13 protein-coding genes are annotated in these 11,848 nt (G+C 69.6%); 11 read left to right on the top strand and 2 right to left on the bottom strand.

Translation table 11 applies throughout. The features are described from left to right. Window positions 1-67 precede the first annotated feature (67 nt). Genes YWM_RS0100220 through YWM_RS0100235 form a run of 4 tightly spaced genes read left to right on the top strand, consistent with a single transcriptional unit; the run spans window position 68 to window position 2,697 of the window. Complete coding sequence (locus YWM_RS0100220; RefSeq protein ID WP_028849013.1) at window positions 68-301, top strand: ribbon-helix-helix domain-containing protein; 234 nt, start codon at window positions 68-70, stop codon at window positions 299-301. Further along, the gene (locus YWM_RS0100225) at window positions 301-648 is read left to right on the top strand and encodes a type II toxin-antitoxin system PemK/MazF family toxin (RefSeq protein WP_028849014.1); all 348 of its coding nucleotides are present in this window, start codon (window positions 301-303) and stop codon (window positions 646-648) included. Before YWM_RS0100220 ends, YWM_RS0100225 begins: the two co-directional genes overlap by 1 nt. Before the next feature lie 22 nt (window positions 649-670). Further along, window positions 671-2,146: a tRNA (N6-isopentenyl adenosine(37)-C2)-methylthiotransferase MiaB gene (gene miaB, locus YWM_RS0100230; protein WP_028849015.1), complete on the top strand. Its 1,476-nt coding sequence runs from the start codon at window positions 671-673 to the stop codon at window positions 2,144-2,146. After that, window positions 2,140-2,697 carry an Rv2732c family membrane protein gene (locus tag YWM_RS0100235; RefSeq protein WP_245565864.1) on the top strand — a complete coding sequence of 186 codons (558 nt, stop codon included), beginning with the start codon at window positions 2,140-2,142 and terminating at the stop codon, window positions 2,695-2,697. The genes miaB and YWM_RS0100235 overlap by 7 nt, the downstream gene beginning before the upstream one ends. Window positions 2,698-2,743: 46 nt before the next feature. Here the strand turns inward: YWM_RS0100235 and YWM_RS0100240 are convergent, their stop codons facing one another. Beyond that, on the bottom strand, window positions 2,744-4,075 hold the full coding sequence (locus tag YWM_RS0100240) for a DUF349 domain-containing protein (RefSeq protein WP_028849017.1): 1,332 nt from the start codon (window positions 4,073-4,075) through the stop codon (window positions 2,744-2,746). Between the two features lie 229 nt (window positions 4,076-4,304). Between YWM_RS0100240 and YWM_RS0100245 the strand changes: the two genes are divergently transcribed. The 5 genes from YWM_RS0100245 to YWM_RS0100265 are packed head-to-tail and all read left to right on the top strand — an operon-like array spanning window position 4,305 to window position 9,317. Then, window positions 4,305-5,012 carry a class III extradiol ring-cleavage dioxygenase family protein gene (locus YWM_RS0100245; protein WP_028849018.1) on the top strand — a complete coding sequence of 236 codons (708 nt, stop codon included), beginning with the start codon at window positions 4,305-4,307 and terminating at the stop codon, window positions 5,010-5,012. Continuing rightward, window positions 5,009-5,944, top strand: a complete 936-nt coding sequence (gene miaA, locus YWM_RS0100250; protein ID WP_425426446.1) for a tRNA (adenosine(37)-N6)-dimethylallyltransferase MiaA — start codon at window positions 5,009-5,011, stop codon at window positions 5,942-5,944. Before YWM_RS0100245 ends, miaA begins: the two co-directional genes overlap by 4 nt. A 6-nt stretch (window positions 5,945-5,950) precedes the next feature. Beyond that, window positions 5,951-6,775 (top strand): diaminopimelate epimerase, encoded by an 825-nt coding sequence (dapF, locus tag YWM_RS0100255; protein WP_084612099.1) that lies wholly within the window; start codon window positions 5,951-5,953, stop codon window positions 6,773-6,775. Window positions 6,776-6,817: 42 nt separating this feature from the next. Next, complete coding sequence (gene hflX, locus YWM_RS0100260; RefSeq protein WP_028849021.1) at window positions 6,818-8,287, top strand: GTPase HflX; 1,470 nt, start codon at window positions 6,818-6,820, stop codon at window positions 8,285-8,287. Further along, complete coding sequence (locus YWM_RS0100265) at window positions 8,268-9,317, top strand: hypothetical protein (RefSeq protein WP_245565865.1); 1,050 nt, start codon at window positions 8,268-8,270, stop codon at window positions 9,315-9,317. Before hflX ends, YWM_RS0100265 begins: the two co-directional genes overlap by 20 nt. 7 nt (window positions 9,318-9,324) lie before the next feature. Here the strand turns inward: YWM_RS0100265 and lexA are convergent, their stop codons facing one another. Continuing rightward, a complete protein-coding gene (gene lexA, locus YWM_RS0100270) occupies window positions 9,325-10,059 on the bottom strand; it encodes a transcriptional repressor LexA (RefSeq protein WP_028849023.1) in 735 nt (244 codons plus the stop codon). Window positions 10,060-10,268: 209 nt separating this feature from the next. On the opposite strand from lexA, the gene YWM_RS25485 reads away from it, so the two are divergent. Continuing rightward, window positions 10,269-10,748 (top strand): LysM peptidoglycan-binding domain-containing protein, encoded by a 480-nt coding sequence (locus YWM_RS25485; RefSeq protein WP_028849024.1) that lies wholly within the window; start codon window positions 10,269-10,271, stop codon window positions 10,746-10,748. Between the two features lie 561 nt (window positions 10,749-11,309). Beyond that, on the top strand, window positions 11,310-11,813 hold the full coding sequence (gene nrdR / locus YWM_RS0100280) for a transcriptional regulator NrdR (protein ID WP_028849025.1): 504 nt from the start codon (window positions 11,310-11,312) through the stop codon (window positions 11,811-11,813). The last annotated feature ends 35 nt before the right edge of the window (window positions 11,814-11,848 follow it).

Raw genomic sequence — 11,848 nt, forward strand, 5'->3', positions numbered from 1 at the left:
CGGTCGGTTTTGGCATTGACCGGCAGTGTGGTAGCACGCGGGTAGTACCGCAAGTAGCATGGTGAGTATGAAGCTGAGCGTGAGCCTCCCGGACGACGACGTCGCGTTCATCGACCGGTACGTGCGGCGGTCGGGTGCGGCGACGCGTTCGGCGGCGCTGCGGCAAGCCATCGAGCTGCTCCGCGCCGCGGAATTGGAGGATTCCTACGCCGAGGCGTTCGACGAGTGGCACGAAAGCGGTGACGCCGCGGCGTGGGACGTGACGGTCGCCGACGGTGATCCCGGCGCCGAGGCCCGGTAGTGCGGCGCGGGGAGATTCGCCTGGTCGACCTGGAACCGGTGCGTGGGGCGGAAAGCAACAAGCGCAGGCCTGGTGTCGTCGTCAGCAACGACGGCGCGAATGCGGCCGCCGCGCGCCACGGACGCGGCGTGGTCACCATCGTGCCGATCACGTCGAACGTGCAGAAGGTGTTCCCGTTCCAAGTGCTGTTGCCCGCCGAGGAGTGCGGATTGAAACACGACTCGAAGGCGCAGGCCGAGCAGGTTCGCTCGGTCGCGGTGGAGCGAGTCGGGCGAAGAGTCGGCCGGGTCCCGGCGCGCCTGCTGTCCGCGCTGGACGAAGCATTGAGGCTGCATCTGGCGCTGTGAGCTCAGGGCCTACCCTGGATGCGTGGCGCTCAAGTACCAAATTCGCACGTTCGGCTGCCAGATGAACGTGCACGACTCGGAACGGCTGGCCGGTCAGCTCGAGGACGCGGGCTACGAGCCCGCGGGCGAGGAGGAGCCGGACGTCGTCGTGCTGAACACGTGCGCGGTCCGGGAGAACGCCGACAACAAGCTGTACGGCAACCTGGGGCATCTTGCGGCCACCAAGAAGCAGCGCCCGCACCTGCAGATCGCGGTGGGTGGTTGCCTGGCGCAGAAGGATCGCGGCGAGATCGTCAAGCGAGCGCCGTGGGTCGACGTGGTGTTCGGCACGCACAACATCGGCTCGTTGCCGGTGCTGCTGGAGCGTGCCCGGCACAACAAGGAAGCCCAGGTGGAGATCCTGGAGTCGCTGGAGACGTTCCCGTCGACGCTGCCCGCGCGCCGCGAATCCGCCTACTCCGGCTGGGTCTCGATCTCCGTCGGTTGCAACAACACCTGCACCTTCTGCATCGTGCCGTCGCTGCGCGGCAAGGAGCGCGACCGCAGGCCCGGCGAGGTGCTCGCCGAGGTCGAGGCGCTGGTCGCCGAGGGCGTGCTGGAGGTGACCCTGCTGGGGCAGAACGTCAACTCCTACGGTGTGGAGTTCGGCGACCGGCACGCGTTCGGCAAGCTGTTGCGCGCGTGCGGCTCCATCGACGGGCTGGAGCGCGTGCGGTTCACCTCGCCGCACCCGGCCGCGTTCACCGACGACGTCATCGATGCGATGGCCGAGACGCCGAACGTCTGCCCGCAGCTGCACATGCCGTTGCAGTCCGGGTCGGACACCATCCTGCGCGCGATGCGCCGGTCCTACCGATCCGCGCGTTTCCTGCGCATTCTCGAGTCGGTCCGGGAGCGGATCCCGCACGCCGCCATCACCACCGACATCATCGTGGGCTTCCCCGGCGAGACCGAGGAGGACTTCCAGGCCACGCTTGACGTGGTACGGCAGGCCCGGTTCGCCGGTGCGTTCACCTTCCAGTACTCCAAGCGTCCCGGCACTCCCGCCGCGGAGATGCCCGACCAGGTGCCCAAGGAGGTCGTGCAGGAGCGCTACGACCGGCTGGTCGCGCTGCAGGACGAGATCTCCTGGGAGGAGAACCGCGCGCTGGTCGGTCAGAAGGTCGAGCTGCTGGTCGCCACCGGCGAAGGTCGCAAGGACGCCGAAACGCACCGGATGAGCGGCCGCGCGCGCGATGGCCGCCTGGTGCACTTCACCCCGGAAGGCTCGGCGATCGACCGCGCCGTCCGTCCGGGAGACATCGTCGAGACCACGATCACCTACGCCGCGCCGCATCACCTGGTCGCCGAAGGACCGGTACTGTCGCACCGCCGCACGCGGGCGGGCGACAATCACGAAGCGGGCCAGCGGCCGCACACCAAGGGCATCAGCCTCGGCCTGCCGACGATCGGCAAGCCGAAGCCGGTGCCCGCGACGGGAGGCTGCTCGGCATGCTGACGGACGAGAATTCCGGGTTCGACTCGCGCTCCCAGGGCGGATCGGACAACGCGCCCGATGCGGGAGCCGACCCGAAGTCGGGCAAGCCGGATCCGGAGGTTGCCGAGCTGGCCAGCGAGATCGACGAGATCGGTCGCAGCGCGGCGAAGCGGATCGACCCGGGGCCGCGCGGATTCTTCATCGCGGTTCTGGTGTTCGTCGTGATGATCGCCCAGCTGCTGCCGTGGGTGGGCGACTCGACAGGCTGGGAAGTGCTCGTCTACGGCGAGGACGGCGCGATCCCGCGCCTGTTCGCGTTCACCTCGACCGGCGCAGGCATCGTGGCCTCGGCGCTGACGTTGCTGGCTCGCCGTTGGTGGCTGGCCTGGGTCAGCGCGGTCGGTAGCTGCATCGCGACCGTCGACGGCGTGCTGGGCATCTGGTCGCAGCAGTCCGCGGGGGCGTCCGGCGAGGTGGGCTCCGGACCGGGCATCGGCATGGTGATCGCCGTGGTGGCGATGCTGCTGCTGGCCGGTGCCTGGCTGCGCACCGCGTGGTCGCGCGTGGACTGAACGGACGACGAGGGCCCGGGAACCCCGGGCCCTCGAGCGTCGACCGTCACCGGTCGGCGAGCGCCTGCTCCGCGGTGGCCAGCCACTCCCGCCACTGCGCTGCCTGCTGCTCCGCCTGCTCGGCCCGCCGGGTGTCGCCCGCACCGCGCGCTTTCGCCGCCTGTTCCTCGAACTGCTGCACCCGCTCGCGGAACTGCTCCACCCTGGCCTGCGCCTCGGGGTCGGTCTTGCGCCAGCGCGACTCCTCGGCGGCGCGGACCTTGTCCTGGACCGCCTTGAGCCTGCCGTCCAGCTCCCGGATGCGGTTCTTCGGTACCTTGCCGATCTCGTCCCACTGATCCTGCAGCTTGCGCAGCTGTGCCTTGGCCGCCTCGAGGTTGACCGAGGGGTCGATCTTCTCCGCTTCCGCCAGCAGCTCCTCCTTGCGCTTGGCGTTCTCGGCGAACTCGGCGTCCCGCTCGGAGAAGACCGCTGCCCTGCGGGAGAAGAAGGCGTCCTGCGCGGCGCGGAACCGTTGCCACAGGGCGTCGTCGGTGTCCTTCGGCGCTCGCCCGGCCGCCTTCCACTCCGACATCAGTTCGCGGAAGCGCGCGGCCGTGGCGCCCCAGTCGGTCGAGTCGGACAGCTGTTCGGCCTCGGCGATCAGCTCTTCCTTGCGTGCCTTGGCCGCCGCCCGCTGCCGGTCCAGCTCCGCGAAGTGCGAGCCGCGCCTGCGGTTGAACGCGTCCCTGGCCTTGGCGAACCGACGCCACAGCTCGTCGTCGGTCTTGCGGTCGATGCCTTTGATCGTCTTCCACTCGTCCAAGATGGCGCGCAGCCGGTCCCCGGCCGCCTTCCACTGCATGGAGTTCTCCGCGATGTCCTCGGCTTCGGCCACCAGCGCCTGTTTCCGCTCGATGGCCGCCGCGCGGGCCGCTTCCTTCTCCTGCTTGGCTTGGCCGAGCGACTTCTCGGCATGCTCGATGACCTGGTCGAGCCGGGCCCGCAGCGCTTCGATGTCCCCGACGACGGCAGCCTCGTTCAGGCCGTCCCGCAGGTGAGTGGCCGACTGCAGCGCGTGCTTGGGGTTGCCGCTTCCGGAGGACAACCGCGCCTCCAGCAGCTCGACTTCCGTACGCAGGTCGTCGAACCGGCGCGCGTAGTGCTGGAGGCCTTCCTCCGCTGAACCCGCCTGCCACACACCGACCGCGCGTTCACCGTCCGGGGTGCGCACGTACACGGTGCCGTCCTCGTCGATGCGCCCCCAGCGGCGCGGATCGGTCTCGGCATGCGGTACCGGTGGCGCTGCGTGTGCGATGCTCACGTGCCCGTGCTGCAGCACCTCGCTGGGCGCAGGGGCGGTGCTGGACTGCTGATCGATCGCCTTGTCGTCGGCCATGGCCGGCTCCCTTGTCTGACTGCGTGCCGTACGGGTTCACCCCGCCGGCGCCCCGCCGTGCGGCGGGGCCGGACTCTGCTGCACCGCTTTTTCCGGTGCCAAGTCCGAATTGAAGCAGGTCAGTGGCGAACGCGGTACTCGGAACCGTCGATCCGCGCGCCCGGTAGCCTCGAGCTGACGCCGGCACCAGCCGTGGTGTGCCGAGAAAATGCCGGCGCGGAGGAGTTCGATGATCACGCGGGTGGCGGTGGTGCCGAACCCCCCGCTGCTGGTTCCGGACCTGGTTCCCGGCTCGGTGGCGGACACTGCGGACGTGCGCGATGCGGTGCTGGAGGCGGCCGCATGGCTGGCCGAGGGATGCCCGAGGTGGCACGCGGTGGGCGTCTGGCCGGGCCCGCGCCGGACCGTGCCACCGTCGGCGCGCAGCACGTTCGCGGGCTACGGCGTCGATGTGCCGGTGGCGTTGTCCAGCGCGGCGCAGGGTCGGCTCGAGCCGGATGCGCCTCTTCCGGTCCTGGTTGCGGGTTGGCTGCGTGCGCAGGTCGGCGCCGAGTCGGTGCAGGTCGAGTTGGTGCCGCCGGCGCTGTCGCCGCAAGAGTGCATGGCGTTGGGTGCGCAGCTCGACGACACGGCGGAGCCTGCCGTGCTCCTTGTTCTCGGTGACGGTTCGATCCGCCACGGTGAGCGTGCACCGGCGCGTCCGGACGACCGAGCGCCCGAGTTCGACGCGCGCGCGGCCGCCGCCCTGGCTTCTCCCGACGCCGCCGCGATCGCCGAGATCGACTCCCGGCTGGCCACCGAACTGGGCGCGATGGGACGCGCCGCGTGGCAGGTTGCCGCCGGAGTTCTCGGTGAGGATCGCTGGGTCGGCAAGCTGTTGTACTCGGACACGCCATTCGGAGTGGGCTACCACGTTGCGACTTGGGAACGAACGTGACGACACCGGCAAGCGGTGATGCGGATCTGCGTCCGGTCGCCGTCGTCGGCCCGACGGCGACGGGCAAGTCGGACCTGGCCATCGAGCTGGCGCTGCGCCTCGGCGGTGAGGTCGTCAACGCCGACGCGATGCAGCTGTACCGCGGCATGGACATCGGCACGGCGAAGGTGCCGATACCCGAACGCCGCGGCGTTCCGCACCATTTGCTGGACGTCCTCGACGTGACCGAAACGGCCTCGGTGGCTGCGTTCCAACGCGATGCCCGGGCCGTCGTCGAACAGCTGTTGGCGCGCGGTGTCGTGCCGGTTCTGTGCGGCGGCTCCGGGCTGTATGTCCAGGCTGTCGTCGACGACCTGCGATTTCCCGGTACCGATCCGGAAATCCGTCGGCGGCTGGAACGCGAGGCCGACCGGGTCGGTGCGGAGGCGATGCACGCCAGACTCGCCGAACGGGACCCGGCCGCCGCCGAGGCGATCCTGCCGAGTAACGCTCGCCGGATCGTGCGCGCGCTGGAAGTCATCGAGCTGACCGGCAGGCCGTTCTCCGCCACCATGCCCAAGCCGGGGCCGCCGCGGTACGGCACCGTGCTGATCGGCCTGGACCGGGAGCCGGAGGAACTCGATGCCCGCGTCGACACCCGGGTGGAGCGCATGTTCGAGCAGGGCTTGGTGGACGAGGTCCGGCAGCTGCTGGACAAGGGGCTGCGCGAAGGGAGGACGGCGTCCCAGGCGCTGGGCTACAAGCAGGTCATCGAAGCGCTCGACGGCGACGGTGACTTCGCCGCGGCGGCTGCGGAAACGGCCCGCGCGACCCGCCGGTTCGTCCGCAGGCAGCGGTCCTGGTTCCGCCGGGACAAGCGCATCACCTGGCTCGACGCGGGCGATCCGGATCTGGTCACCCGCGCGATGAAGCAACTGGCCGAAACCCCGTAGCCTGACGTGGTGGGCATCAGTTTTCGCAAAGGCCACGGCACACAGAACGATTTCGTGCTGCTCCCCGACGCGGACGGCAGTCTCGACCTGACGCCTGCGCGGGTGCGCGCGTTGTGCGACCGCCGGCGTGGGCTGGGCGCCGACGGCGTGCTGCGGGTGGTGCGTGCGTCCGTCGCCGGCCTCGAGGGCACCGCGGCCGAGTGGTTCATGGACTACCGCAACGCGGACGGCTCGATCGCCGAGATGTGCGGCAACGGGGTCCGGGTGTTCGCGCGCTACCTCGTCGAAGCCGGGCTGACGTCGAACAGGGCGTTCACCGTGGCCACGCGTGCGGGCGACCGGGCGGTGCAGGTACACGACGACATGTCGGTGACCGTGCGGATGGGCTCGGTCCGTGTCACCGGGGAGTCGTCCGCGGTGGTCGGCGGCGTTGCGGTGCGCGGGCTGGCCGTCGACGTCGGGAATCCCCACCTGGTCTGCGTTGTTGACAAGGACGTCAGCACATTCGATTTGCGTGATCAACCCCAGTACGACGAGGCGGACTTTCCGCACGGCGTGAACGTCGAGCTGGTCAACCGGGTCGACGGGGCGCTCCGCATGCGGGTGCACGAACGTGGCGTGGGCGAGACCCGCGCGTGCGGCACCGGGACAGTGGCCGTCACCGCCGCGGACTTGCACTTGCTCGGTGCGAGCGAGGGCTCCCGGGCCGTCCACATGCCGGGCGGGCGCGTCGACGTTCGCGTGGCGACCGGAGAAGCCACCATGACCGGCCCCGCCGAGTTCGTCGCGTCCGGTGAATTGACCGACGCCTGGTGGGCCGCGCAGCAGTAAAGAACTCGTCGTCGCGGCGCTGCCGTGCGACGATGGAGGTATATGACAGAGACGACGAACCGGCGCGAAGTGCCGGACAGCAAGGACAAGCGACTCGGCGAGGGTGAATCCGACTTGTCGGTCGGTGAGTGGGAGCTGGAGGGCCGCGCCGCGCTCCGCCGAGTCGCCGGCTTGTCCACTGAGCTCACCGACATCACCGAGGTCGAGTACCGCCAGCTGCGGCTGGAGCGGGTCGTGCTGGTCGGGGTGTGGACCGAGGGCACGGCCGCGCAGTCCGAGGCGTCCCTTGCCGAGCTCGCTCGGTTGGCGGAGACGGCGGGCTCGCAGGTCCTCGAAGGTCTCGTGCAGCGTCGCGATCGGCCGGACCCGGCGACCTACATCGGCTCCGGCAAGGTGGCGGAACTGGCCGACGTGGTGCGCTCGACCGGCGCCGACACCGTGATCGTCGACGGTGAGCTCTCGCCCGGTCAGCTGCGGCAGCTGGAGGCCAAGCTCAAGGTCAAGGTCATCGACCGGACCGCGCTCATCCTGGACATCTTCGCGCAGCACGCCCGCTCGCGGGAGGGCAAGGCGCAGGTCGAACTGGCGCAGCTGCAGTACCTGCTGCCGCGCTTGCGCGGTTGGGGCGAGTCGCTGTCCCGGCAGGCTGGCGGGCGCGCAGGTGGCGCGACCGGTGGTGTCGGTCTGCGTGGCCCCGGTGAGACGAAGTTGGAGACGGATCGCAGGCGCATCAACAAGCGGATCGCGAAGCTGCGCAGGGAGATCGCGTCGATGGAGACGGTGCGCAGGACCAAGCGCAGCCGCCGGGAGGCCAACGAGGTGCCCAGCGTCGCGATCGTCGGTTACACCAACGCGGGCAAGTCCAGCTTGCTGAACGCGATCACCGGAGCCGGTGTCCTGGTGGAGGACGCGCTGTTCGCCACGTTGGATCCCACCACGCGGCGCGCGCAGACACCGGACGGCCGGACGTTCACGTTGACCGACACGGTCGGGTTCGTGCGTCACCTGCCGCACCAGTTGGTCGACGCGTTCCGCTCCACGTTGGAAGAGGCGACGGGCGCGGACCTGTTGTTGCACGTCGTGGACGGCGCCGATGGCGCTCCGGAGGAGCAGGTCGCGGCCGTGCGCGAGGTGCTCAGGGAGATCTCCGAGCATCAGGGCGTGGCGTTGCCGCCGGAGTTGCTGGTGATCAACAAGGCCGATCTGGCGGACGCGATGAGCCTGGCGCGGTTGCGGCACCTGCTCCCGGAGGCGTTGGTGGTGTCGGCCCGCACCGGCGAAGGCGTCGACAAGCTGATCGACGCGATCGCGGGCAGGTTGCCGCGGCCCACAATGATGGTCGAGGTGCTCGTCCCGTACGCGCGCAGTGAGCTGGTGGCTCGGGCGCACGCCGAAGGCGAAGTGTTGATCGAGGAGCATCGCCCCGAGGGCACCAGGTTGAGCGCCCGGGTCAATCCCGACCTGGCCGCGGCGCTGAAAGAGTTCTCCGTCGATGGCGCCACCGCGCGGTGATCGACGCAGACGGCGGGCGGTCCTGGCATCGTGCGGAGCTGTCGCCGTAGCATTGAGCTGGCCGGCGACCGCGGAGGCTTCCGCGCCGAGAACCGTGTGTACGGTGCAGGACGAGCGGCTGGCCGAGTTGTCCGGGCTGGCTTCGAACGGGCAGGAGCTGTTCGCCGTCAACGACGGCGGGACGCAGGTCGAAGTCTTCGTCCTCGACCGTAACTGCCGGGTGCAGCGCACGATCACCGCCGGCATCGACCCGTATGACGTGGAGGACCTCGCGCTTGCGCCCGACGGGGTCCTCTGGCTGTCCGACACCGGCGACAACGGCAAGTCGCGCGACACCGTGGCCGTGATCAAGGTGCGCCAGGACGGCAGCGCCAGCTTGCACCGTATGACCTATCCGGACGGGCAACACGACACCGAAGCGATTGTGCTCGACCGGCGCGGCGTGCCCCACCTGATCACCAAGAACGTGTTGGGCACGTCGGAGATCTATCGGCCGACCGGCAAGCTCCGCAGTCCTGGCCCGACCCCGTTGGAGAAGGTCGGCACGGTCGGGTTCGGTGTCAGCAACACGCCGGGCGGTCCGGAAGAGGTGGGCGTTGTCGGGTCGATCCTGGTCACCGGTGGCGCGGTGAGCCACGACGGCAAGGTCGTCGCGCTGCGCACCTACACCGATGCGTACCTCTACCCGGCACCGGACGGGGACGTCGTCGCCGCGCTCGGGCGAGAGCCGGTGCGCATCCCGCTACCGAACGAGCCGCAAGGTGAGGCGATCGCGTTCGATCCGGACGGCACGTTGCTGTCGGCGAGTGAGGGTGTGGGGGAGCCGATTCGGGCCGTTCCGAAGGCCGTGGAGAAGGTCGCGTCCGTGACCCCTGGCGACGCTGGAAAAGCTGCCTCCGACGCGCGGGACGGCCGAACCGAGCACACTGACGAGCAGCAACGGTCGAAGCTGCCGGCGCTGGCCGTCGCGGCGATCGCGGTCGCCGTGCTGTGGTTCGGGCTCGGCAGGCTACGTCGTCGCCGTCGCTAGCGACCGCTCACAGCCGCCGCAGCACCGCAACGACCTTGCCCAGGATCGACGCCTCGTCGCCGGGGATCGGGTCGTACGCGTCGTTCTGCGGCATGAGCCAGACGTGGCCGTCCTTGCGCTTGAACGTCTTCACCGTGGCTTCGCCGTCGATCATGGCGGCGACGATCTCCCCGTTGTCGGCCGTCGGCTGCTGACGGACGACCACCAGGTCGCCGTTCGCGATCGCCGCGTCGATCATCGAGTCACCGGTGACGGTCAGCAGGAACAGCTCGCCCTCGCCGACCAGATCCTTCGGCAGCGGGTAGATCTCTTCCACGGCTTGCTCGGCCAGCACCGGACCACCGGCGGCGATGCGGCCGACGAGCGGGACGTACGCCGGCTGCGGCCGGGACTGCTCCTCGGCGACTTCATCTTCCATGCTGCGCGCGGCGGGAGCGTCGGCGGGCACGATGCCGACCGCGCGCGGGCGATTCGGGTCCCGACGCAGGTAGCCCTTGCGCTGCAGGGCCAGCAGCTGGTGCTGGACCGACGACGTGGAGTTCAGGCCGACGGCGTCGCCGATCTCCCGCACGCTCGGCGGGTAGCCGAGGCGGTCCACCCAGGATCGGATGACCTCCAGGATCTGGCCCTGGCGCACGGTGAGGTCGCCGTGCTTGGCGGGCTTGGGCAACTCGCGCACGTTCTCCGCGTCCTTGTTCGCGCCCCCGCGCTGCCGTGCGCCTTCCTTCGGCTGCTGTGCCACCGCTGTCCTCCCAGGCTGATCCCGCGACATCCGGGTACGTCGCGTCACCGACAGTAACGCGTGATCCGGCCAACTTCAAACACGCGTTCGAACGACACGCCGGTCATCTCTCGATTTTGTCGGACCCCCGTGGTACACATCGATCAGGTGTTCGGCGAACGGATGTTCGAGTCGCTGCCGGCCGCGGGCCGACGGCACGAGGAGGAAGCATGGCGGTCCTTGCGAGCGAGGGATACACGCGCAGCTCGGTGTCGCGAGGGAGCCGGCGGCATGTCGCTGTGCAGCGAGCCACCCGTCCACGGCGTACGGCCGAGGAGGCATTGCGGCGACCGCCGCGGGCAGGCCGGGTGGCTGCCGGGCTCCGGCTCGGTGTTGCGGCGTGCACCCCTCGGCGGATGGTGCGCCAGTGGCCGTTGTTCGTCGCGGTCGCCGTTGCCGTGGCGGGCGTGGTCGTGGCGTTCGGGATGCTGCTGGGAAGTCTGTCGCACGGCGTGTCCGCAGAAGTGCCGGCCGACACGGCGGTCGTGTCGGTCGCGCCGGGGGAGACGTTGTGGGATGTCGCCGCGAAGTACGCGCCGGAGAGTGACCCGCGTGCGGTGGTCGAGCGCATCAAGGAGCTGAACGGGGTGACCGCGGCGGACGTGGCTCCCGGTTATGCGCTGACTGTGCCCGTTCAGTCGCGGGGCTGAGCGGCGTGGATCGGTGATCGCGAACAAGATCAGCGAGATCAGGCAAACCGCAACCCCGCTCGAATGAGCGGGTACACGCCTCATCGCGGAGTTCGTTCGCCGGCTCGGCGCGTTCCGTTGCGGGCCGAGTGGCTGGCGGATGTTCCGGTTGTGGGCGGTGCGGCCGGGTGTGGGGCGGTCCGGCCGGCGGAGCGTGTCCCGATGTGGGCTGAGAGTTGGCTGTGCCGTTCGGTTGACAGGTCCGAGAGGGGCGATTCGGGCGGTTTTCACCGCCGTTGTCGACGGAGGGTGAGGGGTCGATTCCGTAGCGGACTTCACCCGTGTGAGAGTTGCGAACCGGCTTGCGGCGTTCTAGTGTCGACCCCAACATGTAGTAGTTACATGCGTGTAGTTGTTCCACAACTTGGGTTAAGATAGCTGAAGTAGTTGTCCACAGCTGGGCGGCGGATATCCACCGTCCATCCACAGAACGATCACCAATTCCGCGTTCGGGGAGTCCAACGGAGGCTGGACGTGAGGGTTGGTGTGGTCTGCCATCGTTGAGGTCCCGGAGGTCGCGAGATGCGGTGCCCGTTCTGCAGGCACGAGGATTCGCGGGTCGTCGATTCCCGGGAAGTGGACGACGGTCAGGCGATCCGGCGGCGCCGGTCCTGCTCGCGATGCGGGCGCCGGTTCACCACGTCCGAGACGGTGGTGCTCGCGGTGGTGAAACGGTCCGGCGTGACCGAGCAGTTCAGCCGGGAGAAGGTCGTCAACGGCGTTCGCCGGGCGTGCCAGGGGCGTCCGGTGAGCGAGGACGACCTGCAGCAGCTGGCGCACAAGGTCGAGGAGACCATCCGGTCGGCCGGGTTGGCGGAGGTGCCGAGCCACGAGGTCGGGCTGGCCATCCTCGGGCCGTTGCGTGAGCTGGACGGGGTGGCGTACCTGCGGTTCGCCAGCGTGTACCGCTCCTTCTCGTCCATCGAGGACTTCGAGAAGGAGATCGCGGAGTTGCGGGCAGCGATGGCCGAGTCGCAGCAGGACGAAGCGGATGGCGGCGCGTCGTCCGGCGACAGCAGGAAATGAGCAAGGGCGCGATGCGTGGGCGCGCAGCGCTGGAG

Origin of the sequence: Thermocrispum municipale DSM 44069 (assembly GCF_000427825.1) — a bacterium.
Taxonomy (GTDB): Bacteria; Actinomycetota; Actinomycetes; order Mycobacteriales; family Pseudonocardiaceae; genus Thermocrispum; species Thermocrispum municipale.